The organism is Mycobacterium sp. pW045, assembly GCF_041287085.1.
Taxonomy (GTDB): Bacteria; Actinomycetota; Actinomycetes; order Mycobacteriales; family Mycobacteriaceae; genus Mycobacterium; species Mycobacterium algericum_A.
Map to the genome: position 1 here is coordinate 145245 of NZ_JBGGKU010000012.1, position 25525 is coordinate 170769.

A 25525-nucleotide genomic window follows, 5' to 3' on the forward strand; every position below is an offset into this window, starting at 1 on the left:
GGGTTGGAAGGGGGTTGCCGTGCACACGACGAACCTACGGAAGGTCGGCGGTTCAGTGATGCTCGCCGTTCCGCCGGCCCTGCTGGACCTTCTGCAATTGCAGGCCGGCGCCACGGTTGGCCTGACGGTCGACCATGGTCGTCTCGTTGTCGAGCCGGAGCCGCGGCCACACTATGTGTTGGAGCAGCTTCTTGCGCAGTGTGATCCAACCGCCGCATCGACCGTAGACGACGAGTGGCTTGCGGCCGATCCGGTGGGCACCGAAATCCTGTGATCCGGCGCGGCGATATCTACCTGGTCTCGCTCGATCCGACCTCTGGCCGTGAACAGCAAGGCACCCGGCCGGTGCTGATTGTGTCGCCACAGGCGTTCAACGACCTGACCAACACTCCGATCGTGCTGCCCATCACCCGTGGCGGCAACTTCGCCCGCACCGCCGGGTTTGCGGTTTCGCTGGATGAGGCGGGTACCCGCACCACCGGGGTCGTCCGCTGCGACCAGCCGCGTGCGCTCGACCTTGTGGCACGCAACGGCCGAAGACTCGAAGCCGTACCGCCCCGGATTGTCGCTGATGTCATCGCGCGGCTGGCCACCCTTCTCACCTGACTCGAAGCCGCTCGATGGGCTGTCGTGTTATCCCGGCGATCAACTCAAAATCCTTGTCCGGGGCCAATACCGTATATCGCTGCTATCAATGTAGCGGGATCGGCCCTTGGCACGCGCGGTGTGACGAACGGGTCCTACACCCAGTAGGCCACCCGCGCCCGGAACTGGCGCAGCACCAGCGCGGCCACCGACCAGCCGACCAGGGTCAGCACCAGCACCACCCCCCAGTGCCGCAGCGGCTGGGCCGCCCCCAGCAGCGGGGCGCGCACAATCTCCAGGTAGTGCATCAGCGGGTTGAACTCGATCACCGTCATCCAGCGCGACGCCCCCTGGGCGCGCAGCGTGTCGTAGTTCCAGATGATCGGCGTCATCAGGAACAGCAGCTGCACCACCGAGAACAGCAGCGGGGAGATGTCGCGGTAGCGGGTGGCCAGAATCCCGAAGCACAGCGACACCCACACGCAGTTCAGTGCGATCACCAGTAGCGCCGGGATCACCGAAAGATCCGCCCACGACCAGGGTTTGGGGAAGATCAGTGCGATCGGGATGTAGATGACGATGTTGTGGGCGAACAAGATCATCTGCCGCCACACCAGCCGGTAGACGTGCACGCTCAACGGCGTCGGCAGCTGTTTGATCAACCCCTCGTTGGCCACGAACACGTCGGCGCCCTCCAGGATGGCGGCGTTGAGCAGGTTCCACACGATCAGCCCCAGCGTCACGTACGGCAGGTGCACCGCCAGGTCGAGGTGGAACAGCTTGGAGTACAACCCGCCCATCGCCACCGCGGTGGTGGCGGTGCCGATGGTGATCCAGAACGGGCCCAGCACGCTGCGCCGGTAGCGCTGCTTGATGTCCTGCCATCCCAGGTGCAGCCACAATTCGTGGCGACGGAAGCCGTCCACCAGATCGGCCCGCGCCCGCGCGAAGGTCTTGGACTGCGCGGCGACGTCGGTGAAGCTCATTGCTGCCCCTCGGGTTTGGCGAACTGCTCCCGGCGTCCCAGCCGGCGCAGCCGGATCCACTCGACCAGCCCGGCCGGATCGCGGCGCGACACCAGGAAGAACCAGCCGAACCGCAGCCACTCCTGCAGCAGCAGCCGGCGCATGCCCGGCTGCGACATCAGGTAGCCGCGGTTGCGGTAGGTGAAATAGCGTTTCGCCGCGTCGTCGGGGTACTGGGTGTGCATCCGGCCGGCCAGGATCGGCTTGAACTCGTCCGACCCGCACGGGTGCAGGTAGACCGCGGTCAGGCAGGTGCCGAACGCCAGGCCCGAGCGGACCAGTCGGCGGTGCACCTCCACCTCGTCGCCACGCATGAACAACCGCAGGTCGGGCACGCCGACGGCGTCCAGCGCGTCGGCGGTGAACAGCGCCCCATTGAACAACGAGGCGATCCCCGGCAGCAGATCGCCTCCGCCACTGCGCAATTCGCTGACCTCGCGTCGCCACACCAGCCCCCGCCGCAGCGGGAACGCCAACCGGGACGGGTCATCGATGTTGCACACCATCGGCGACACCTCCGCCAGCCCGTGCCTGGCCGCACAGCCGAGCAGCGCGGCGAGCACGCCCGAATCGGCCGGCCGGCCGTCGTCGTCGGCCAGCCACACCCAATCCGCGCCGGCCGCCAGGGCGTGCAATATCCCGAGCGCGAAACCGCCTGCGCCCCCGAGGTTTCGCCGTGACCCGAGATAGGTGCACGGCACCGGCTGCCCGGCCACGAGGTCGCGCACCGCGGTGTCACCGGAGGCGAAGTCGTTGTCGACGACGATCACGTGGTCCGGTACCCGGGTCTGGGTCACCAGCGCCTTCAGCGATTCGGTCAGCTGCTCGACCCGCCGGTGGGTGACGACGACGGCGTAGACGGTTTCGGTCACGCCTGTTCCCGCGTCTCGGCGAGCACCTCGCGCACGTGGCGGGCGGCGTCGGGGCCCTCGTAGGCGCCGACCACTTCCTCGATGCCGCCGGTCATCTTGACGGTGCCGTGGTCGATCCACATCGCGGTCTTGCACAGCCGGGCCAGGAACTCGTTGGAGTGGCTGGCGAACACCAGGATTCCGGAGCGTTCCACCAGCTTCTGCAGCCGGGTCTGGGCCTTCTTCAAGAACTCGGCGTCCACCGCGCCGATGCCTTCGTCGAGCAGCAGGATCTCCGGGTCGATGCTGGTGACCACCCCCATCGCCAGCCGTACCCGCATGCCGGTGGAGTAGGTGCGCAGCGGCATCGCCAGATAGTCGCCCAGCTCGGTGAACTCGGCGATCTCGTCGACCTTGGCGGCCATCTGCTTGCGGGTCTGGCCCAAGAACAGGCCGCGGATGATGATGTTCTCGTAACCGGAGATCTCCGGGTCCATGCCCACGCCCAGATCGAACACCGGAGCCACCCGGCCGACCACGGTCGCCGACCCTCGGGTGGGCTCATAGATCCCCGAAAGTAGCCGCAGCAGTGTGGATTTGCCGGCGCCGTTATGACCGACCAGGCCCACCCGGTCGCCGAGCGACAGCGACATGGTGATGTCGCGCAACGCCTCGACCACCACCACATTGGAGTTGTTGCGCCCGATCGCCCCGCCGGCCTTACCGAGGAACGCCTTCTTCAACGACCGCGACTTGGCGTCGAAGATGGGGAATTCCACCCAGGCGTCGCGGGTCTCGATAAAAGGATCGCTGGCAGACAAGGCGAGCTACAGGTACTGGCCGGTGCCGGAATGACCGTGACCGTGACCGGCACCGCCCGAGGTGGGCCCGGCCGGCAGCGCGCCGTGGCGCATCTGCTCCAGCTGCGCCCGGGCGGCCATCTGCTGGGCGAACAGCGCGGTCTGGATACCGTGGAACAGCCCTTCCAGCCAGCCCACCAGCTGGGCCTGGGCGATGCGCAGCTCGGCGTCGGACGGTGTGGCGTCCTCGCGCAGCGGCAGCGTCAGCCGGTCCAGCTCCTCCCGCAACTCCGGGGCCAGACCGTCCTCCAGCTCGCGGATGCTGGCCGCGTGGATCTCGCGCAGCCGGGCGCGGCTCGCGTCGTCGAGCGGGGCGGCCCGCACTTCCTCGAGCAACTGCTTGATCATCGTGCCGATCCGCATCACCTTGGCGGGCTGCTCGATCAGGTCGGTCAGCGACGGCTCGTCGTCGTCATCGGCGTCGGCGGCGGGTGCACCGCCGGCGGCCAGCAGCCGCGGGTCGGCGCCGCTGATGATCTCGATGTCGTCTGAGCCGTCTGCGCTGCTACTACCGGTGCTCAACGCCCCTCGCCTCCCTGCCATTCATAGATGCTGGCCCCGCCATTGTCGTAGATCTTGGCCCACGACCGCGATTTCTCCAGTGACACTAGTCCGTCGGGCAGCGAGAACCCGCGCACCGTCGGGCTGCTGATCAGCACGTAGCGGATGTTCAGCGCGCGCACGGCGGCCGCCACCCGCGGGTCGGTGTCGGCGTCGTCGGCGTAGGCCCAGAACACGAACCGCTGCGGGCCGGGACCCTGCTGCTGCGGATAGTCGTAGTGCGTCCACAGCGGGTGCAGGCCGGCGACCGCGTACATCCAGGCGCTGCCGTCGACGTTGGCGTTGCCGATCACGCTGTCGCGGGCCCCGGGCAGCTCCGCCAGGTGGGCGAACGCCGCCAGGTCGCGGGCATCGACCATCACCGAGTCGTACTTGTCGCCGAACAGAAACGCGTGCCGCGGCAGATAGTGCCAGGCCAGCCCGACGGTAACCACCAGCGCAATCAGTGCCGAGCAGACGTGAAAGCCCCCAAATCGGCGCATTTTTAGGGGCCTTCGTGTCTGCTCGCCGAGGAAAAGGGCCAGCCATGCCAGCCCGACGCCGGCCATCGGGATCAGCAGCAGCGTCATCGCTGCCATGATCCGGCGCGGGTCGCTGTAGAACAGGTCGGTGAAACGGCCGATCACGGCGCCGGCCGGGCCGCCCAGCGGAGCCGAGGACTGCACCACCCCCACCACCAGCACCGCCCACAGCGCCAGCGGCCACCACACCTTCTTATAGAGCAGCAGCCCCGCCCCGACCGCGGTCAGGCCCACCAGCGCGTACTGGATCGGGAAGTCATTGAGGTGGCGGGTGTGCAGCAACAGGGCGTCACGCAGCCCCGACTTGCGGCCCTCGTGGGTGAGGAAGGAGTGCCCCGCGATGATGTCGGCCTGCTCACGCACGCTCAGCAGTTGCGGCAACAACAGCAGTCCGGTCGGCACCACGACAGCGGCCAGCGCCAGGGTGTCGCGCCGCTTGCCCCGCAACGGATTCCACAGCGCCCCGTCGAAGGGACCGAGCCACCAGGCCGCCAGCAGCAACACCGTCACCATGCCCCCGGTCAGGTGCACCGAGAACACCCCGACCAGCGCCAGCACCGCCACGCCGATGCGATCGCGGTGGGTCCGGACCGCCGTGACCAGCGCAAAAGCCGGTACCACCAGCCCGTAGGCCACCAGGTTGGGCATGGCCGCGGTGCCGAACTCGACATAGGGCAGCGCGGTGAACGACGCCGACAATGCGCCGGCGGTAGCCGCCGAAAGCGCAAGCCGGCGGGTGCTCAACACCCGCTGCAGCAGATTCCAGGTGAGCAGCGCGGCGCTGATCGGGAACAGCCACACCGAGGCGGCCAGGCCGGCCAGCGTGTAGCCGGTGGTGGGTGCCGCACCGGTCAGTTGGCACAGCACCGCGGTCAGCGCGTGGAACGCCGACGGGTAATAGAGCTGAGTGTGGGTCTCGACGTTGCGCAGTTCGCCCATGTGGGTGGGCGAGGCCTGCCCGGTGTCGAGGATGAAACGGACGGTGTTGGCGTGCCAGACCGCATCCCAGGTGCTGGGGATGCTCTGCCAATCCGGCAGGCCGCGTACCGCCGCCCAGCCGATCAGCAGCATGCCCAGCAACACCCCGGCGGCCACGGTGAGCATCGGCCCCACGGCGGTCCCCGGCGCCGCCACCTGAATGCCGGGCCGGCGCTCCAGCAACCCCCGGACACCGCGGGCCAGGCCGGCCGCCAACGCCCCGACCACCACCAGTGCGGCCAGCGCGGTGCCCGCGTTCCAGGGGATCCCGAGAGCTCCGAACGGCACGATGGCCAGCCCGACCACCCCGTAGGTCAGCGCCGGGCCGACCGTCACCGCCAGCGGCCACGTCAGCCGCGACCCGGCGGCGATGAGTGCTCCCGGGGCGACCAGCAGCAGTAGCGCGGCAACCATTCCGAACCCCAGAAGCACTGCACTAGTATGTCTGCCAAGGTGACACGGCTCAGCGCTGCGGGGGAGCTATCCCGTTATCCGATATTTTCACCGATCACCCGATCTTGAGAAGTTCTAAGGGGCTGACATGGCCTATGACGTCGCCCGGGTGCGTGGTCTGCACCCGACGCTCGGTGACGGATGGGTGCATTTCGACGCGCCGACGGGCATGTTGATCCCGGACTCGGTGGCGACCACGGTGTCGACCGCCTTCCGGGGATCGCTGGCCACGTCGACGGGTCCGCACCCGGCTGCCCGACGCAGTGCCGCGGTGCTGGGCGCCGCCCGTCAGGCCGTCGCCGACCTGGTGGGCGCCGATCCGGCCGGGGTGGTGCTGGGACCGGATCGCGCGGTGCTGCTGAGCGCACTGGCCGATGCGGCGTCGTCGCGGGTGAGCCTGGGTTACGAGACCGTGGTCACCCGGCTCGATGACGAGGCCAACATCGCCCCGTGGGCGCGCGCCGCCAACCGCTACGGCGCCAAACTCAAATGGGCCGAGGTGGACATCGAGACCGGGGACCTGCCGAGCTGGCAGTGGGAGAACCTGATCACCCCGTCGACGCGGCTGGTGGCGGTCACCTCGGCGTCGGGGGTGCTGGGCACCGTCACCGATCTACGGCCGGTCACCAAGCTGATCCACGACGTCGGCGGGGTGGCGGTGGTCGACCATTGCGCGGCGGCACCGTACTACTTGCTCGACATCAACGACGTCGAGGCCGACGTGGTGGCCCTCAACGCGGCCCGCTGGGGCGGCCCACCGGTGGGGGCGCTGGTCTTCCGCGACCCGGCGCTGATCGACACGTTCGGGTCGGTGTCGCTGAACCCGCACGCCGTCGGCGCGGCGCGGCTGGAGGTCGGGCTGCATCAGTTCGGGCTGCTGGCGGGCTTGGTGGCCAGTGTCGAATACCTGGCCTCGCTCGACGAGTCCGCCCGGGGCAGCCGGCCCGAGCGGCTGGCGGTCTCGATGCAGTCCGCCGGGGCGTATCTGCACCGGCTGTTCGACTACCTGGTCGGCTCGCTGCGGTCGCTGCCGCTGGTGATGATGATCGGCCAGCCCGAGGTCCGGATTCCGGTGGTCAGCTTCGCGGTGCGCAACGTGACCGCCGAGCGGGTGGTGCAGCGGTTGGCCGACAACGGCGTGCTGGCGATCGCCAACGCCGGGGCGCGGGTGCTGGACGTGATCGGGGTCAACGACGTCGGGGGAGCGGTCACCGTGGGGCTGAGCCACTATTCGACGGCGTCGGAAGTCGACCAGTTGGTGCGCGCGCTGGCATCGTTGGGCTGACTGGGGGTCCGGTTCCGCTTCGTCCCGCTACGCTGTGGCCGATACCCCCCAGCACTTCCTAAGGCAGATCAGACGATGGCAGAACCGACGACGTCCCTGGCCCCCTTGACGGTGGCCACCCTGGTTGACCTGTTGCAGCAGCAGGCTGCGCGGTTGCAGGACACGCCCGCGTTCATCTTCTGCCCGGAAGGCGACACCGAAGAAGCCCGCATCACCTACCGGGAACTGGACAGCCGGGCCCGTTCCATCGCGGTGGACCTGCAGCGCCAGGGTGCCGCCGGCGAGCGGGTGCTGGTGCTCTGCCGGCCCGGAGTGGACAGCGTCGCCGGATTGTTCGGCTGTTTCTACGCCGGCGCCGTCGCGGTCCCGGTCGATGAGCACTGGCCGATCCGCCGGATCGAGACCGTCGTCCCCGAGGCGGATGCGCGTTTCGCGCTGGCCACGGCCAAGACCCAGGCCAAGATGAAGGCCGCCGTCGATGGCCTCAGCGCCGGGCCGAAGCTGAGCTGGCTGGCCATGGACGAGGTGGAGGACGACGGCCCCGACTGGCAACTGCAGGGCATCGGCGCCGACAGTCTCGCCATGATCCAGTACACGTCGGGCTCCACCGGGGTACCGAAGGGCTGCGTGCTGACCCATCGCAACTACGTGAGCAACCTCGAGATCATGCGCTGGGCGCTGAACCCGCCCGACGATGCTCCGGTGCTCAATAGTCCGATCAGCGGGGTGTCCTGGCTGCCGCAGTATCACGACATGGGATTCGTCGGGGGCATCCTCGGCACCATCTACGGCGGCCGCACCACGGTGTTGATGTCGCCGAGTGCGTTCCTGATGCGCCCCATCCGTTGGCTGCAGGCGATCTCGCGCTTCCAGGCCACGATCACGGCGGCGCCCAACTTCGCCTACGAGGCGTGCGTCAAACGCAGCACCCCGCAACAGCGCGCCGCGCTGGATCTGTCGAGCCTGTCGATCGCGGTGGTCGGTGCCGGGCCGATCAGCTCCGAGACGTTGCGGTCCTTCACCGAGACATTCGCCCCGGCAGGTTTCCGGTCCGAGGCCTTCATTCCGGCCTACGGGCTGGCCGAGGCGACACTCGGTGTGACGGGAATGTCCGACTCGCCCGTGCCGGTGGTCCGGAACTTCGACCGGAGCTCGCTCGGTGAGGACCGGGTCGTGGAGGTGCCGGACGACGCCGCCGGGGCGCTGCCGCTGGTGGCCTGCGGCGCCAAAGCCGAGACCCAGGAAGTGCTGATCGTCGACCCCGAGACGCGCTTGCGCCGCGGCGCCGACGAAGTGGGCGAGATCTGGGTCGCCGGGCCCAGCGTCGGGGTGGGTTACTGGGGACGTCCCGAGGAGACCGAGTACGCGTTCGACGCGCACCTGGCCGACACCGGCGAGGGACCTTACCTGCGCAGCGGTGACCTGGGATTCTTCCGGGACGGGGAGCTCTATGTCACCGGGCGGTGCAAGGACCTGATGACGATCGGCGGCTACAGCCACTACCCCAACGACATCGAGCTGACCGTGCAGGCCTGCCACCCGGCACTGATGCCCGGCCGCGGCGCGGCGTTCCAGCTACCGACGCAGCGCTACGCCCCCGAGTACCTGGTGGTGGTGCAGGAGATCCACCACCACGAGGCCGCCGGGGTCGATCTGGACGGCCTGATCGAATCGATCCGCGCCGCGATCCGCGCCCACCACGGGATCGACGCGCAGGCCGTGGTGCTGCTCAAGCCGATGCGGATCCCGACCACCACCAGCGGCAAGATCCAGCGCAGCGCCTGCCGCGATCAGTACGTCGCCGGTGAGCTGGTGGCGCTGGCCCAGTGGGCCGAGCCCAGGCCGGAGAACAAGCCCCAGGGGGTCAAGGGTGCGCTGACGGCCGGCCTGGGGCGGCTCGTCGCGGCGAATCTGGGGCTGCGGGTGGCGGGTCAGGACCAGTCGGGCGGGTCCTGACGGGCGGTCCTGCGCGGCACGACGACGTCACCGGGGATGCTGACGCGAGAACGTCGATGTTCCCGACGGTGTCCTCGATACCGTTGCGTAAGAATCGGTGCCGCGGATCGCTCCCAGCTGCTGCAGCTGTTTGCCACGAAAAGTTGTCCGGCGCAGCGGAACCCGAGATCGCCGGCGCGCAGCAAAGTGGACCTTGACCGATGTTGGCCGTCACCGCTTTGACGGTGCGCTCGGTCTGCTGCGGTCGCCTCCAATAGGGCTGCGCGACACTGGAATCCGATGCTGGATCGCACCGCCTGATCGGCCCGCACGCGAGGCGGATCTCCGGGCGGCTGCGCAACAGCGCCCTGTCGTGCCAGCGGATTCGGTGGCAGGCCATGACACCTAGGTGGACTTTGGTCGACCCTGGCGGGTATCCGACGACGTGTCACCCGGGTTGATATCCGGCCCAAGCCATTCGGATAGCCCGCGAGCCGTGACCTAATCGTGGCCGGGCGGCTGCAGTGACGGTGCTCACCGGCCGCGTGGCAAGCGGAAACCGACTTCGCACGGTGCGCCGGCTGCGTCGGCCTCAGGTTTGCTGTGCTCAATCTTGCGCTCCGCCTCAGCGAGCCGACCCCTTCTCCGAATCGAACCGGCGCATCTCCGAATGAGCATTAACAAAACCTAAGAGCTGCGTTTTCGGCTGGTCGGATGTAGCGTCGCCTCAGCCGTACAGACGTCCTCGCAGACGGACGACATATCGTCATACGTGCGATATAGGGCGTTTTTCGGACGATTTTCATTAGAAAACATTCGCGTCGACAAACGTAAAAACTCATGTAAAGTTCAGCAACGTCCATGATCAGTTCCTGTAGGAGACCATGATGCAGCTGGCGCTTCGCCCGTACGTCACACCCGGTGTAGCCATTGCGGGTGCCACGCTGATTGCGGTAAACGGGGCCGTTCCCGCTGCCGTGCTGCGGCCCCAGGCGGACCTCCCGCAGGTTCAGCACGTCGAACACCACCCCGTGCAGCTCACGGCTGACTTCATCGGGCCGTGGACCGACCTCTTCAACAACACCGCCACCAACCTGGTGGCGATGGGCACCGACAACGGCTGGGGCAACCTGCTCGAGCAGATCTTCAGCGACCCCAGCTCGCTGTCGCGGCTGCCCGAGGTGTTCGACTTCCTGACCAGCATCATGCCGTCGATCAGCGGCGAAGACCCGCTCATGGTGCTGCTCTCGCCGATCCTGACCATCGGGATGGGCATCATCGGCCCGATGATCACGGTCAACGACGCCTGGCAGGACATCCTCAACCAGATCTTCAACCCGAGCGACCCGCTCGACCCGTTCGCGGCCATCTTCACCGCGCCGGCGCGGTTGCTCGACGCATTCCTCAACGGCACCAGCACTATTGGTGCGCTCGGCATCGACGCCCCCGCCTTCAACGGGATCCTGGTCCCCGGTCAGAACCTGATCATCGACATGACCGCGGGTGATCTGGTCGACGAGCTGAAGATCGGTGATGAGACCATCGCCGGCCTGCTCGACCAGATGGGGATCGGCACCCTGCCGGTGGCCGGCATGCTGACCGGCCTGTTGGACAGCCTGGGCATGGGTGACCAGACCCCCGTCGACGTGCTCGACTCGCTTGGTCTGGCCGACCTCGAGGTCGCCAACGTGTTGACGACCCTGCTGGACGCGGTGGGCATCGGCAACCCGACCATCGCTGAGCTCATGGACCAGCTGGGTATCGGGGACGTGCAGGTCGCTGACATCGTGATCGACTTCACCCACGCGCTGGGATTCGACAACCCGACGGTCGTCGACATCGCCGACAGCGTCGGTGTGGCCGACCTCAAACTGGCCGACCTGGGCGTGAGCATGCTCAACGCGCTGGGCATCGGTGACCCGACCGTCAATGAGTTGCTCGGCGACCTCGGCGCCGACGACCTGACGTTGAACGGGCTGTTGCACACCGCGGTCGACGCGCTGGGCCTGGGCGGCACTACGACAGAAGGCCTGCTCGACGCAATCGGCATCGGTACCCAGACCACCCACGAGTTCTTCGGCTCGCTGCTCGAGGGACTCGGCCTGGGCAACCAGACCATCATGGACCTGCTGGGTCAGGCCGGCCTTGCCGACGCCGACCTGGCCCAGTTGGCCGTCACCGTGCTCGGCGAATACGGCAACGTCTCGGTGGCCGACGTCATGGAGTACGCGGGCTTCAGCACCGTCACGGTCGGCGACATCACCGACCTGATGGGCATCACCAACATGTCGTTGGGCACCATCTTCGGCAACCTGGCGCCCATCACCGGCAACCTCACGATCAACGACATGCTCGTCGCTACCGGCATGACCCCGCTGGACAAGGGTGGTGACGATCTGCTGGCCGACGCCATGACGAGCACGACCATCGCCAGCATCCTGGGCGACCAGTTGAACGATCCACTCATCTCGATGCTCGGCGAAATGGGCGACGCCACGCTGGCCGACATGATCCAAGAGAACTTCTCGATGACCCTGGGTCAGATGCTCGCCGACTCCGGCATGGGCGACCAGACCCTGCTCGAGCTGGTGCTGGCGGGCATGCCCGACCAGCCGCTGGCGGAGCTGCTCGGTCCGCTGGGCACCACCACCCTCTCCGACCTGATCAACCAGCTGATCCCGGCCGACCAGACCATCGCCGACATGCTCGAAGAGGCGGGCATCGGCAACCAGCACCTCAGCGAACTTCTCAACCAGTTCTTCGGCGACCAGACCGTGGCCAACGCGCTCGACGACGGCGGCCTGGGCAGCATGCACCTCGACGACATCATCAGCCAGGCGCTGGGCACGCAGAGCCTCAACGAGATGCTCAACGAATTCGGCCTCGGCGGCCAATCGCTCGGCGACCTGTTCGACCAGTTCCTGGGCAGCATGACCATCGGTGACGCGCTCATCGACGCCGGGCTGGGATCGCAGACCCTCAACGAGCTGATCGACTCGATGTTCGGCGATTCGACGGTGAGCTCGCTGCTCGGCGACTTCGGCACTCAGACCGTCGACGAACTGCTCGCCTCGATGGGCCTGGGCGACCTCACCCTCATCAATGCGCAGATCGGGGAGTTCTTCGGCTCGGTGTCCTACTGGCTCGACGGCCTAGGGGACCAGATTGCGGAGATTCTCGGTGCTTAAGCGACAACAACACTCTGGAACTTTCGTCCGGGAGGGCATCATGCAGCAAACACTTCGTCCCTACGTCACCACCGGCCTGGCGATTGTCGGGGTGGGCCTCGTCGCTGCACCGCCGGTGACGTCACACCTGCCGCAACTGCAGCGTGAGATCGCCGCCGTGGAGCAGCGGGCCGTCGCCCTGACCGCGGACGGCGACTTCTTCTCGCCGTGGACAGACCTGTTCAACAACACCACCGCCAACCTGCAGGCGTTGAACCAGAACTCGGTCGACATGTGGGGGCTGCTGGTCCACGTCTTCACCAACCCGCAGCAGGCGCTGGCCGGCATCCCGGATGTCATCAACATCTTCACCAACCCGCTGCCCACCGTTGACGTGCAGGCATTCCCGTTCCCGGTCGAGGTCGACCTGCAGCTGCCGCTGTGGCTGAATTCGATCCTCACCAGCATGGGCCCGATGATGGCCGTCTTCGCTGCGATGCAGCAGTTGATGCAGCAGATCTTCGACTTCACCGACCCGATGGGGGCGCTCTCGGCGCTGGTCGGCGCGCCGGCGACGCTGCTTGACGCCTTCTTGAACGGCCACGCGAGCCTGGACATCGCGGGCTTCAGCCTCCCGCTGTTCAACGGCATCCTCACGCCGGCTCAGCCCGGACTGAGCCTCGATGTCGGCGGTGTCGTCGACATGACCGGCCTCGGCGACACCACCATCACCGACCTGCTGAGCCAGGCCGGCATCGGGGATACGCCGCTGGACACCCTGATCATCGATCTGCTCGACCAGGTCGGTTACGGCCACATGACGCCGGTGGATCTGCTCGACGAGTTCGGGGTCGGCACCGAGACGCTGTCCAACCTGCTGATCGGCCTGTTCAACGAGGCCGGCATCGGCAACCCCTCCATCGCCGAACTGCTGACCGACCTCGGCGGCATCAGCCCGGACGACTCGATCGCTAGCCTGCTGATCGCGCTGCTCAACTCCCCGGAGATCGGGATCGGCAACCCCACCCTCTCCGAGTTGATCCTGGACCTCGTCGGCGGCGACAACGCAACCGTGGGTGGCCTGATCAAGGACCTGCTCGGCGCCCAGGGCACCGAATCTCTCGCCAGCCTGGTCGACCCGTCGTGGACCGTCGGCGGCTTGTTGAGCGACTCCATGGGCGACCCCCCGCTGACCGAGTTCTTCGAGCAGCTGGGCCTCGGTGGCATCACCGTCGGCTCGCTCGCCGGCATGTTCGGCGAATACGGCGAGCAGACGCTGATCGACCTGCTCAACGAGGGCTTCATGCCGGGCATGACCGGCGACACTGGGCTGATGGAGATGCTGCTCTCCATGTTCCCGCCCGGTGCCACGTTGGGTGACTTGATGGGCGATTTCGGCAACCAGACCCTCGGCGAACTGCTGGAGGCGATGCCGATCGGCGAGAACACCATGGGTTACCCGCCCGACACCCCGTCGACCGATGTGGTGTTGGTCGACTTGTTGAAGACCCTGCCTGGCCTGGGCGGTTACCCGAACCTGGCCGACACGCCGCTGGGCATCCTCGCCCCTGACATGGCATCCCTGCTCGAGAAGGCCGGCAACCCGACGCTCGGCGCGGTGTTGGGTCCCAACACCCTCGGCGAGACCGTGCAGAACATGAACCTCTACGACGTCAACGTGTTCCAACTGCTTGGCGCCATGAACCTCGACGACTACTCGCTGGAGGACCTGTTCAACGGTCTGGGCGACCTGACCGGCAATGTCACCATCGAGGAGTTCTTGCTCGACTGGGGCTTCAACCCGACGTTGACCGAACTCATGACGAACGTCTTCGACGGGCTCGGCTTGACCGACACCACACTGCTGTCGCTGTTCTCGGACTGGGGGATGGACAGCGTCAGTCTGGGCGGCCTCATCGACAGCCTCGGCCTGAACGATCTCTACATCCAGGCGATGCTCAACAACCTCGGCCTGAACAACGTCGACCTGGATATGTTCATCGACCGAATCGGGTTGAGCGGCATCTATATTGCCGACATCCTCAACGGCCTGGGCATGGGCGACCAGCACCTCGACGACTTCATCAACGAGCTGCTGGGCACCACGTCGATCGGCAGCATGCTGGGCGGCCTCGGTCTCGACGAGGTCTATCTCGACAGCTTCATCACCGACGTGATGACCAGCCTGCTCGGCGACCCGACACTGGGCACGTTCCTGGGCTGGATGGGCCTGGACAACTATGACCTGGACACCATCGTGGCCAACCTGGGCCTCGGTGGTGTGACGATCAACTCGCTGCTCACCGACCTCGGCTTCGGCAGCCTCGACATCAACGGTCTGATCGAGGGCATGGGTCTTTCCGACCTGGGCATCCTCGACTTCGACAGCGACTTCTTCGGGATGCTTCCGCTGTGGATGAACGATATTCCGCACCAGATAGCCGAAGCGTTGGGCTTCTACGGCTGAACCTGCTGACCGGACCGACTTGATGTTCCAGAACCAATTCCCAAACAGAGCTAGCACGGCTGTGAGTCACACAGATAGGAAATCCCAAATGGCTGTAGGGCGTAACTCTTCGGACAACCGTCGGCAGGGTCGGCGTGGCCGGCGTTTGCTCGGCGCCGGTAGTGCGGTTGGGGCGTTCCTGGCGCTGGGGTTGTCGCCGTTGAGTGCTGCTCCGGTGGCGCAGGCTGATGAGTTGGATTGGGTTGCTGATCTTTTCGGTGATGATCTGGCTGGGGCGTTTGCGGATTTGGGGTCGGCGTCGTCGTGGGAGACGTTGTTTGATGGGGCGGCGTGGGAGCCGTTGTTGGCCAATGTGGGGTTGAGTTTTGATGCGTCGGTGGCGGATGTGCCGGGGTCGGCGGCTGCTGATGATTGGTTCGGCTCGTTGTTCTATCAGCCGTTGCATGAGTTGGGGCAGCAGTGGATTCTGAGTCCCTTTGGCGAGCAGGTTAATTCGTTTATCAACTTGTTCGGTTTCGGTCAGATGCTGATCGGTAACGGGGCGGATGGTGTTGATGGCGGCACGGTGGCTGAGGCTGCTGGTGGTGCTGGTGGTTTGTGGTTCGGTGATGGTGGTGCCGGTGGTACGGCGTTGGATGGCACTGGTGGTGCCGGTGGCGCTGCGGGCATGTTCGGTGATGGCGGCGCCGGTGGTGCGGGCCTGGGCGGCGGCGATGGTGGTGCCGGTGGTGCTGGCGGCTGGTGGATGGGCGTCGGTGGTGCTGGTGGCGCTGGTGGCGCTGACGGTGGTGACGGCGGTGCTGGTGGTGCGGGCATCGGGTTCTTGTACGGCGTTGGTGGTGCCGGCGGTGATGGTGGCGATGGCTTGGCGGGCCTGGCCGGGGCGGCCGGGGCGGCTGGTCTCGATGGTGTTGCTGGTGGCAATGGTGGTGCTGGTGGCAACGGTGGTGCCGGCGGTCGGGGTTCGTGGTTCATCGGTTCCGGTGGTGCTGGTGGCAATGGTGGCGCTGGTGGCCATGGTGGTGCCGGTGGTGATGGTGGCGACGGCGTGGACGCCAGCAATGCTGGTGAGGACGGCGGTGACGCTGGTAATGGTGGCGATGGTGGTGCTGCCGGTGCGGCCGGCAAGGCGGGTGTCGGTGGTGCCGGTGGCTTGATCGGCGCCTCGGGTGCTACGGGCACCGGTGGTGCTGCCGGTGTCGGTGGTGATGCCGGTGCCGGTGGCAATGGTGGTGCCGGTGCTGATGGTGACGCCACCCATATTGACGGTGGCGCCGGTGGGCGCGGTGGTGATGCGGGTGTGGCCGGTGCTGGTGGTGCGGCGGCCACCAGTGGCGGCAATGGTGGTGCCGGTGGTGATGGCTTCAGTGCGGTGACCGCGGGTGAGTCCGGCGGCAATGGTGGTGCTGGTGGTGCGGCTGGAAACATCGGCGACGGCGGTGCTGGTGGCGCTGGTGGTGATGGTGCTGATGGCGTGGCTGGTTCGACCGATGTCGATGGTGAGGGCACGTCGGGTCTGGCCGGTGGTCACGGTGGTGCCGGTGGTGCTGGTGGTGCTGCGGTGTCGGGCAATGGTGGCGCTGGCGGCGCTGGTGGTAACGCCGGTGCTGGTGGTGTTGGTGGTGCCGGTGCCGATGGTGCTGCCGGTGCTGATGCGGTTGCCGGTAGTGGTGATGACGGTGGCGATGGTGGGGATGCGACCAGCAATGGTGGTGCTGGTGGTGCTGGTGGCGTCGGTGGCGATGGTGGTGTCGGTGGTGCGTCGGTGCACGGCACCGCCGGTGCGCACGGTGTTGGTGGCCTCGGTGGTGATGGTGGTGCTGGTGGCGCGGCCGGCAATGGTGGTGCTGGTGGTGCTGGCGCTGGTGGTGGCACCGGTGCGGCGGCCGGCGCCGGCGGCAAGGGCGGTACCTCTGACGGCGTGGGCGGTGCCGGTGGTGCCGGTGGCGCCGGTGGCTCCAGCGGTGATGGCGCGCAGGCGGATTCGGGCGCTACCGGTGCTGCTGGCGCGGCTGGCAATGGTGGCAATGGTGGTGCCGGTGGCCAGGGTGAGGTCCTTGGCGATGGCACGGTGCAAGACGGTGGTCGCGGTGGTGACGGTGGCGACGCCGGCACCGATGGCGACGGCGGTAACGGTGGTGCCGGCGGCCAGGGTGCGACCGGCATCGACGGCGAGACTGATGTCAGTGGTGACGGCACCACCGGTGGCACCGGTGGTAACGGTGGCGCCGGCGGCACCGGTGGTGCCGGCGGCACCAACACCGGCACTGGCGGCGTAGGCGGGGCCGGCGGCCAGGGCGGAACCGGCGGCAACGGCGGTGCGGCGGCTGACGCGACGGTGGCCGGTGGCACCGGTGGCACCGGCGGTGGCGCCGGGACCGGTGGTATCGGCGGCGACGGTGGCGCCGGCGGGCTCAGCGGCGGTGACGGCCTCGGTGGTGCCGGTGGCGCCGCGGGTAACGGCGGTGACGCCGGTCAGGCCGCGGCCGGCGGCAAGGGCCTCGGCGGTGGCGGCTTCGACGCGGCCGGTGACGGCGGCCAGGGTGGCGCGGGCGGTCTCGGCGGTGCGGCCGGTGCGGCAGGCACCGGGACTGACGGCGGCGCTGACGGCAGCGCGGGCGCAGTCGGTGCCGGCAGCAATGGTGGCGCCGGCGGCGACGGCGGCGACGGCGAAGGGTTGGCCGCCGACGGCGTGACCGGCCAGGCCGGTGGTAACGGCGGCGCCGGTGGCGACGCGGCGTTGGACGGCAACGGCGGCGCTGGCGGTAACGGTGGCGTGGGCGCCACCGTTGACGGCGTAACAGGTGGTGACGGCCACGGCACCCACGGTGCGCTCGGCGGTGCCGGCGGTACCGGTGGTGTCGGCGGTGCCGGTGGCAGCAACTCCGGTGACGGTGGCGCCGGTGGTAACGGTGGCGCCGGCGGTGCCGGTGGTAACGGTGGCGCGGGCGCGGACGGCGACGCCGGATTCGATGCGGCTCCGGGCAGCGGCGGCGACGGGACCAACGGCGGCGACGCCGGTAACGGCGGTAACGGCGGCAGTGGTGGCCAGGGTGGCAACGGCGGCGCGGGCGGCACGTCAGCGCACGGGCTGGTCGGGGCCGAAGGGCTCGGCGGCGTCGGCGGTGATGCCGGTAATGCCGGCAATGCCGGCAACGGCGGCCAGGGCGGCCACGGTGCCGGTGGCGGTGCCGGCGTCAAGGCAGGTCACGGTGGTGACGGCGGCAAGGGCGGCCTCCGCGGCGAGGCCGGCGCCGACGCGGGCGAGGGCGGCTGGAACGCCAGCCACACCGAGCAGGCCGACAGCGGCGAGGCCGGTGCCGAGGGCACCGGCGGTAACGGCGGTGCGGGCGGCAACGGTGGTACCGGTTTGGTGCAGGCCGACGGCACGCCGCAGGCCGGTGGCGACGGTGGTAACGGTGGTGCCGCCGGCGCGATCGGTACCGGTGGCGCGGGCGGCAACGGTGGCGTCGGGTCCACCGGCCTGGCGGGCGTCGACGGTGTTGTCGATGGCAACGGCGATGGCACCGACGGCACCAACGGCGGCGTGGGCGGCCTGGGCGGCAACGGCGGCCAGGGCGGCGACGGCGGCTACGAGTCCGGTGACGCCGGCGCCGGCGGTCAGGGTGGCGCCGGTGGCGCGGGCGGCCGCGGTGGACACGGCGCAGATGGCGCCAACGCGACCAACGCGGCGTTTGGCAGCGGCCTCGCCGGCGCCGACGGCGGCAATGGTGGTAGCGGTGGCACCGGCGGCCTGGGCGGTGACGGCGGTAACGGTGGTCTCGGTGGTACCGCCACACTCGGCAACGACGGTGCGGTCGGCGCGGGTGGCGCCGGCGGCCAGGGTGGTGCCGCGGGCAACGCGGGTAACGGCGGTACCGGTGCCAACGGCGCCGGTGGCGGCGCGAACGCGGTTGCCGGTGCCGGCGGTAACGGTGGCGACGGCGGCGACCGCGGCGGGATCGGATACGGCGGCAAGGGCGGCCTGAGCGGCGATGGACAGCAGGCCGTCAACGGCGGCAACGGCGGTGCGGCCACCGGCGGTAACGGTGGCGCCGCCGGCCGCGGCGGCAACGGCATGACGCTGGCCGGCGGCAACCCGCAGGCCGGTGGCGCGGGCGGCGCCGGCGGCGACGCCGGCACCTACGGCAACGGTGGCGCGGGTGGCGCCGGTGGTGCCGGCAGCATCGGCGGTAACGGCGCGAACGGAACTACCGCCGGTCAGGTTGATGGCCGGGACGGTCAGTCCGGCGGCGACGGCGGTGACGGTGGTGCCGGCGGCAAGGGCGGCTCGATCTCCGGTAACGGCGGTGCCGGCGGTGGCGCCGGCACGGCGGGTACCGGCGGCAACGGCGGCAACGGCGCCGTCGGTAAGGCGGGCTTCGACGCGGTGGCCGGCACCGGTGGCGTCGGCAGTGACGGGCTTGCCGGCGGCAGCGGCGGCAACGGCGGCAACGGCGGTAACGGTGGTAACGGCGGTGCCGGTGGAACCGCGACCAACGGCACCGCCGGCAGCAACGGCCTGGGTACGGTCGGTGGCCGCGGTGGTAACGCCGGAACCGGCGCCGACGGCGGTCGAGGTGGTCACGGCGCCGGCGGCGGGGTCAACCCGGTGGCCGGAACCGGTGGCAACGGCGGTGCCGGTGGCGACATCGGCCAGGCCGGGACCGGCGGTACCGGCGGTCTGAACGGTGACGGCGTCACCCAGCGCGCGGACGGTGCCGACGGCGCCGAGGCGGCTCGTGGCGGCAACGGCGGCGTCGGTGGTAACGGTGGCCACGGGCAGGTCGGCAGCGGCCAGGTCGGCGGCCGGGGCGGCAACGGCGGTGCCGGTGGTGACGTCGGCAACGGCGGCGCGGGCGGTAACGGCGGTAACGGCGCTGACGGCGCGGCCGGGGTCACCGGTGGTGACGGCAACGGCACTGCCGGCGGCAACGCCGCCGCGGCCGGCATGGGCGGCAACGGTGGTGCCGGCGGCTCCGTCTCCGGTGACGGCGGCGCGGGCGGTCACGGCGGTAACGGCGGCAGTGGCGGCAACGGCGGCCACGGCGCGGTCGGCGTCGCCGGTGGTGACGGCGGCCACGGTGGTGCCGGCGGCGACTCAGCCGACGGCGCGGCCGGCGGCCGGGGCGGCGATGCCGCCAACGGCACCGCAGGCGTCGGCGGCAATGGCGGTAACGCCGGCAACGCGGGCAACGGCGGCAACGGCGGCCAGGGCGCGGGCGGCGGCGCGGACGGCGTCGCCGGCGACGGCGGCAACGGTGGCCAGGGTGGTGACCGGCTCGGTGTCGGCGGCCTCGGCGGCGCCGGGGGCACCGGTCAGGATGGCCAGGCCGCGAACGGCCAGGACGGTGCCGTCGGTGACGGCGGTAACGGCGGGGCCGGCGGCCACGGCGGCACCGGACAGACGCTCGCTGACGGCTCATCGCAGCACGGCGGTAACGGCGGCCTGGGCGGTGCGGCCGGAATCGTCGGCAACGGTGGCGCCGGCGGTAACGGTGGTAACGGCGCGCTGGGCGCGAACGGTGTCATCGATGGCAGCGGCAACGGCACCGACGGCGCCGCGGGCGGCAACGCCGGCAACGGTGGCGTCGGTGGCGCCGGTGGCAGCATCGCGGGTAACGGTGGTGCCGGTGGACGCGGTGGCATCGGTGGTGCGGGCGGCGTCGGTGGCGTCGCGAACGGTGTCGACGGGCAGCATGCCGTCGCCAACAGCGGCGGCTTCGGTCAGCACGGCACCAATGCGGGTCTGAGTGGTAACGGTGGCGCGGGTGGTCACGGTGGCGCGGGCGCACTGGGCGGCACCGCCACCAACGGCAGCCAGGGTGCAGCGGGTATCGGCGGCCAGGGCGGTGACGGCGGCGCCGGCGGTGACGCTGGACGCGGCGGCAATGGTGGCAACGGCGCCAGCGGCGGCACCGGGCTCATCGCGGGCAAGGGCGGCGATGGTGGTACCGGCGGGTTCGCCGGAACCGGCGGTGCCGGTGGCCATGGCGGTGCCGGGGCCAACGGACTGATCGCCGCCGACGGCGCGGACGGTGCGGCCGGCAACGCCGTCGGTAACGGCGGCAACGGCGGTAACGGTGGTGCCGGCGTGATGCTCGGCTCCGGAATCGCGCAGTCCGGCGGTGCCGGCGGGTCCGGTGGCGCGGCCGGCGCGGTCGGTAACGGCGGCAACGGCGGTAACGGCGGCGCCGGCGCGGCGGGCACCAACGGGACGACCGTGGGCGAAGACGGCACCGACGGCGTCAGCGGCGGTAACGGCGGTGCCGGCGGGTCCGGCGGTGCCGGTGGCTTCACCTCCGGTAACGGCGGTGCGGGCGGTGCCGGCGGTGCGGGCGGCATCGGCGGCAACGGCGGCAACGCGGCTCATGGCACGGTCGGGACCAACGCGGCCGCGAACAGCGGCCTCGCGGGCGGAAACGGTGGCGACGCCACCGGGACGGCCGGTGACGGCGGTGCCGGCGGTAGCGGTGGCAGCGGTGGAGCCGGCGGCAACGCCTTCAACGGCACCGCGGGCGCCAACGGCGCCGGCGGTGTGGGTGCCAAGGGCGGTAACGGCGGTAACGCCGGTAACGGCGGCAACGGCGGCAACGGCGGCACGCTGGCCATTACCGGCGGGCCGGTCGCGGGCGCCGGCGGTGACGGCGGCAACAGCTCCAGCACCGCAGGCACGGGTGGTGTCGGCGGGACCGGTGGCTGGAACGGTGACAACTCCGCGCAAGCCGGCAGCGGCGCGACCGGGGCCAACGGCGCCGCCGGCAACGGTGGCAACGGCGGCAACGGCGCCAACGGCGCCAACGGCAACGCCGACAATGACGGCCAGGCCGGCGGCGCGGGTGGCAAGGGCGGCAGCGCGGCGCTCAACGGTAACGGCGGCAACGGTGGCAAGGGCGGCAACGGCGGCACTGGCGGCGCCAACGGCAGCACTGGCAGCACCGGAACCACCCCCGCAGCCCAGTCCGGCGAGAAGGGCGGCACCGGCGGCACCGGCGGCGACGGCAAGGCCGGTGGAGCCGGCGGTGCGGGTGGTGCCGGCGGCGCTAGCGGGACCAATTCGGGCAACGCCGGCTCCGGCGGTACCGCCGGCAACGGTGGCAACGGTTCCAATGGTGGTGCTGGCGGCACGGGCGGTAAGGGCGCCGCGGGTCACCGCACCAACATTGCCGGTGGTGAAGGTGGTGACGGCGGTACCGGCGGTACCGGCGGCACCGGCGGCACCGCCGGTCAAGGCGGTGCGGCAGGCGACCTCCGTAACGGTTCCGGACAGGAAGGTACGGCCGGCAGCGACGGCACCAACGGCAACGGCGGTACTGGCGGTGCCGGTGGCAAGGGTGGCCAGGGCGGTACCGCGCAGAACACCGGCAGCGGCAACTTGCCGGGCGGCGTAGGTGGCACCGGCGGTACCGGTGGCATCGGCGGCACCAGCGGCGGCGGTGTGACCGGTGACCCGGGCAACCCCGGCAACGGCGGCAACAACCCCTCCGGCAGCGGCAGCCGAACCGGAGGCACCGGTGGCAGCGGTGGCGCCGGTGGCAAGGGCGGGGTCGGATGATGATCCGCTCCCGCCGGCCGGCGTCAGGCGTGCGGCGAACCTCCGGGATGTTCCCGGGGGTTCGCTCGCAGCCGAGCGACCGCTCCGCAGCTATCCCCCGCGGTGCTGAGACCTCAGCGCCGAACCAACACTCAACAACTTGATCCGACAAGACATCACCGACATGGGTTCGTCGCAACATAGGGAGTCCCAAATGACTGACAAGCAGCACCGCACAGGCCGTCGTGGCTCGGCAGGCGCGCGCGGGCGCCGGCATAGCCGGGTAGCGGCCGCGGGTAGTGCGGTTGGGGCGTTCTTGGCGTTTGGCGTGGCGCCGGTGTCGGTGGCTCCGGTGGCGCAGGCTGATGAGTTGGATTGGGTTGCTGATCTTTTCGGTGATGATCTGGCTGGGGCGTTTGCGGATTTGGGGTCGGCGTCGTCGTGGGAGACGTTGTTTGATGGGGCGGCGTGGGAGCCGTTGTTGGCCAATGTGGGGTTGAGTTTTGATGCGTCGGTGGCGGATGTGCCGGGGTCGGCGGCTGCTGATGATTGGTTCGGCTCGTTGTTCTATCAGCCGTTGCATGAGTTGGGGCAGCAGTGGATTCTGAGTCCCTTTGGCGAGCAGGTTAATTCGTTTATCAACTTGTTCGGTTTCGGTCAGATGCTGATCGGTAACGGGGCGGATGGTGTTGATGGCGGCACGGTGGCTGAGGCTGCTGGTGGTGCTGGTGGTTTGTGGTTCGGTGATGGTGGTGCCGGTGGTACGGCGTTGGATGGCACTGGTGGTGCCGGTGGCGCTGCGGGCATGTTCGGTGATGGCGGCGCCGGTGGTGCGGGCCTGGGCGGCGGCGATGGTGGTGCCGGTGGTGCTGGCGGCTGGTGGATGGGCGTCGGTGGTGCTGGTGGCGCTGGTGGCGCTGACGGTGGTGACGGCGGTGCTGGTGGTGCGGGCATCGGGTTCTTGTACGGCGTTGGTGGTGCCGGCGGTGATGGTGGCGATGGCTTGGCGGGCCTGGCCGGGGCGGCCGGGGCGGCTGGTCTCGATGGTGTTGCTGGTGGCAATGGTGGTGCTGGTGGCAACGGTGGTGCCGGCGGTCGGGGTTCGTGGTTCATCGGTTCCGGTGGTGCTGGTGGCAATGGTGGCGCTGGTGGCCATGGTGGTGCCGGTGGTGATGGTGGCGACGGCGTGGACGCCAGCAATGCTGGTGAGGACGGCGGTGACGCTGGTAATGGTGGCGATGGTGGTGCTGCCGGTGCGGCCGGCAAGGCGGGTGTCGGTGGTGCCGGTGGCTTGATCGGCGCCTCGGGTGCTACGGGCACCGGTGGTGCTGCCGGTGTCGGTGGTGATGCCGGTGCCGGTGGCAATGGTGGTGCCGGTGCTGATGGTGACGCCACCCATATTGACGGTGGCGCCGGTGGGCGCGGTGGTGATGCGGGTGTGGCCGGTGCTGGTGGTGCGGCGGCCACCAGTGGCGGCAATGGTGGTGCCGGTGGTGATGGCTTCAGTGCGGTGACCGCGGGTGAGTCCGGCGGCAATGGTGGTGCTGGTGGTGCGGCTGGAAACATCGGCGACGGCGGTGCTGGTGGCGCTGGTGGTGATGGTGCTGATGGCGTGGCTGGTTCGACCGATGTCGATGGTGAGGGCACGTCGGGTCTGGCCGGTGGTCACGGTGGTGCCGGTGGTGCTGGTGGTGCTGCGGTGTCGGGCAATGGTGGCGCTGGCGGCGCTGGTGGTAACGCCGGTGCTGGTGGTGTTGGTGGTGCCGGTGCTGATGGTGCTGCCGGTGCTGATGCGGTCGCCGGTAGTGGTGATGACGGTGGCGATGGTGGGGATGCGACCAGCAATGGTGGTGCTGGTGGCGATGGTGGTGTCGGTGGCGATGGTGGTGCCGGTGGTGCGTCGCTGCACGGCACCGCCGGTGCGCACGGTGTTGGTGGTCTTGGTGGTGATGGTGGTGCTGGTGGCGCGGCCGGCAATGGTGGTGCTGGTGGTGCTGGCGCTGGTGGTGGTACCGGCGCGGCGGCCGGCGCCGGCGGCAAGGGCGGTAGTGCGGCGGGCTCGTCCGGGGCGGGTGGCGCCGGTGGCGCCGGTGGCTCCAGTGGTGGGTCGCAGGCCGCTTCGGGCGCGGACGGTGTCGACGGCACCGGAGGTAACGGCGGTAACGGTGGTGCCGGCGGTCAGGGCCTGGTGCTCGGTGACGGCACCGTGCAGGCCGGCGGCGCCGGTGGTGACGGTGGCGACGCCGGCACCGATGGCGACGGCGGTAACGGTGGTGCCGGCGGCCAGGGTGCAACCGGCATCGCCGGCACGGTCGATGTCAGTGGTAACGGCACCGCGGGTGGCACCGGTGGCGCCGGTGGCGCCGGCGGCACCGGTGGTGCCGGCGGCACCAACTCGGGCAACGGTGGCGCCGGTGGTGTCGGCGGCGTAGGCGGCACCGGCGGTGCCGGTGGACACGGCCTCGACGGCGACGATGGGATCGACGCGACGGCCGGCAGCGGCGACAACGGCACGGCCGGTGTCAACGCCGGTAACGGCGGTAACGGCGGTGCCGGTGGTGTCGGTGGCCAGGGTGGTGCCGGTGGCACCGCGGCGGCGGGCATCGCCGGTGAGCAGGGCGACGGCGGCGCGGGCGGTCTCGGCGGTGCGGCCGGCAACGGTGGTAACGGCGGTAACGGCGGCGACGGCGCCGGCGGCGGCAACAACGCCACCGCCGGATCGGGTGGCCAGGGCGGCCACGGCGGTAACCGCGGCACGGCCGGTACCGGTGGTGCCGGCGGCTGGAACGCAGACCACACCAGCCAGGCAGACCACGGCGACACCGGCGCGGCGGCCACTGGCGGCAACGGTGGCGCGGGCGGTAAGGGCGGCGATGGGGAGCTGATCGGAGGCCTCGTCGCCCAGGCCGGTGGCGCCGGTGGTAACGGTGGCGCGGCCGGTAACGACGGCGACGGCGGCGTCGGTGGTGACGGCGGTACCGGCGCTTCCGGTATCGACGGCGAGACCGTCCTGATCGACGGCACCGCCGGTGGGTCCGGTGCGGCCGGCGGTCACGGCGGTACCGGTGGCGCCGGCGGCGCGAACTCCGGTAACGGTGGCGACGGTGGTGCCGGCGGTCAAGGCGGCGCCGGCGGTAACGGTGGCGCGGCGGACGACGCACCTCTCCTCGACTACCGGGGCGGTAACGGCGGCGCCGCGGGAGCCGGCGGCGCGGGCGGCAACGGCGGATCCGGTGGCGTGGCGGCCGCTGGGACCGGCGGCAACGGCGGCGCTGCGGGCAGCGGCGGCGACGCCGGCGTGGC

At 69.9% G+C, this 25525-nt stretch carries 12 protein-coding genes and 1 pseudogene; 8 read left to right on the forward strand and 5 right to left on the reverse strand.

Translation table 11 applies throughout. The features are described from left to right. Window positions 1–19 precede the first annotated feature (19 nt). Together ACAG20_RS18720 and ACAG20_RS18725 are read left to right on the forward strand one after the other, a co-directional pair. Window positions 20–274, forward strand: coding sequence for an antitoxin (locus tag ACAG20_RS18720; RefSeq protein ID WP_370493644.1), 255 nt, complete (start codon window positions 20–22; stop codon window positions 272–274). Then, complete coding sequence (locus tag ACAG20_RS18725) at window positions 271–606, forward strand: type II toxin-antitoxin system PemK/MazF family toxin (protein ID WP_370493645.1); 336 nt, start codon at window positions 271–273, stop codon at window positions 604–606. The genes ACAG20_RS18720 and ACAG20_RS18725 overlap by 4 nt, the downstream gene beginning before the upstream one ends. 134 nt (window positions 607–740) lie before the next feature. On the opposite strand, the gene ACAG20_RS18730 is transcribed toward ACAG20_RS18725, so the two are convergent. From ACAG20_RS18730 to ACAG20_RS18750, 5 genes are read right to left on the reverse strand one after another with little or no spacing between them, the layout of a single operon-like run. Further along, on the reverse strand, window positions 741–1571 hold the full coding sequence (locus ACAG20_RS18730) for an ABC transporter permease (RefSeq protein ID WP_370493646.1): 831 nt from the start codon (window positions 1569–1571) through the stop codon (window positions 741–743). Beyond that, complete coding sequence (locus tag ACAG20_RS18735; RefSeq protein WP_370493647.1) at window positions 1568–2482, reverse strand: glycosyltransferase; 915 nt, start codon at window positions 2480–2482, stop codon at window positions 1568–1570. Before ACAG20_RS18735 ends, ACAG20_RS18730 begins: the two co-directional genes overlap by 4 nt. Further along, window positions 2479–3282 carry an ABC transporter ATP-binding protein gene (locus tag ACAG20_RS18740; RefSeq protein ID WP_370493648.1) on the reverse strand — a complete coding sequence of 268 codons (804 nt, stop codon included), beginning with the start codon at window positions 3280–3282 and terminating at the stop codon, window positions 2479–2481. Before ACAG20_RS18740 ends, ACAG20_RS18735 begins: the two co-directional genes overlap by 4 nt. A 6-nt stretch (window positions 3283–3288) precedes the next feature. Further along, window positions 3289–3864: a bacterial proteasome activator family protein gene (locus ACAG20_RS18745; RefSeq protein WP_370493649.1), complete on the reverse strand. Its 576-nt coding sequence runs from the start codon at window positions 3862–3864 to the stop codon at window positions 3289–3291. After that, window positions 3840–5795 (reverse strand): DUF6541 family protein, encoded by a 1956-nt coding sequence (locus ACAG20_RS18750; protein ID WP_370493664.1) that lies wholly within the window; start codon window positions 5793–5795, stop codon window positions 3840–3842. The genes ACAG20_RS18745 and ACAG20_RS18750 overlap by 25 nt, the downstream gene beginning before the upstream one ends. A gap of 127 nt (window positions 5796–5922) precedes the next feature. On the opposite strand from ACAG20_RS18750, the gene ACAG20_RS18755 reads away from it, so the two are divergent. The 6 genes and pseudogenes from ACAG20_RS18755 to ACAG20_RS18780 all read left to right on the forward strand — a co-directional run. After that, a complete protein-coding gene (locus ACAG20_RS18755; protein WP_370493650.1) occupies window positions 5923–7119 on the forward strand; it encodes a cysteine desulfurase-like protein in 1197 nt (398 codons plus the stop codon). Window positions 7120–7194: 75 nt separating this feature from the next. Beyond that, entirely contained in the window at window positions 7195–9075 is a 1881-nt protein-coding gene (locus tag ACAG20_RS18760) for a fatty acyl-AMP ligase (RefSeq protein WP_370493651.1), read from the forward strand. An 866-nt stretch (window positions 9076–9941) separates the two neighbouring features. Beyond that, on the forward strand, window positions 9942–12242 hold the full coding sequence (locus tag ACAG20_RS18765; protein ID WP_370493652.1) for a hypothetical protein: 2301 nt from the start codon (window positions 9942–9944) through the stop codon (window positions 12240–12242). A 40-nt stretch (window positions 12243–12282) separates the two neighbouring features. Then, entirely contained in the window at window positions 12283–14688 is a 2406-nt protein-coding gene (locus ACAG20_RS18770; protein WP_370493653.1) for a hypothetical protein, read from the forward strand. Window positions 14689–14776: 88 nt separating this feature from the next. Beyond that, entirely contained in the window at window positions 14777–22243 is a 7467-nt protein-coding gene (locus ACAG20_RS18775) for a PE family protein (RefSeq protein WP_370493654.1), read from the forward strand. 307 nt (window positions 22244–22550) lie between these two features. Further along, window positions 22551–25525: pseudogene (locus ACAG20_RS18780) on the forward strand (hypothetical protein); the annotation flags it as partial.

Bases quoted from the DNA above. Each gene is read 5' to 3' on its own strand.
- ACAG20_RS18730 (WP_370493646.1), bottom strand. From the start codon at position 1,571: ATGAGCTTCACCGACGTCGCCGCGCAGTCCAAGACCTTCGCGCGGGCG.
- ACAG20_RS18745 (WP_370493649.1), bottom strand. From the start codon at position 3,864: ATGGCAGGGAGGCGAGGGGCGTTGAGCACCGGTAGTAGCAGCGCAGAC.
- ACAG20_RS18750 (WP_370493664.1), bottom strand. From the start codon at position 5,795: ATGGTTGCCGCGCTACTGCTGCTGGTCGCCCCGGGAGCACTCATCGCC.
- ACAG20_RS18755 (WP_370493650.1), top strand. From the start codon at position 5,923: ATGGCCTATGACGTCGCCCGGGTGCGTGGTCTGCACCCGACGCTCGGT.
- ACAG20_RS18760 (WP_370493651.1), top strand. From the start codon at position 7,195: ATGGCAGAACCGACGACGTCCCTGGCCCCCTTGACGGTGGCCACCCTG.
- ACAG20_RS18765 (WP_370493652.1), top strand. From the start codon at position 9,942: ATGCAGCTGGCGCTTCGCCCGTACGTCACACCCGGTGTAGCCATTGCG.
- ACAG20_RS18770 (WP_370493653.1), top strand. From the start codon at position 12,283: ATGCAGCAAACACTTCGTCCCTACGTCACCACCGGCCTGGCGATTGTC.
- ACAG20_RS18775 (WP_370493654.1), top strand. From the start codon at position 14,777: ATGGCTGTAGGGCGTAACTCTTCGGACAACCGTCGGCAGGGTCGGCGT.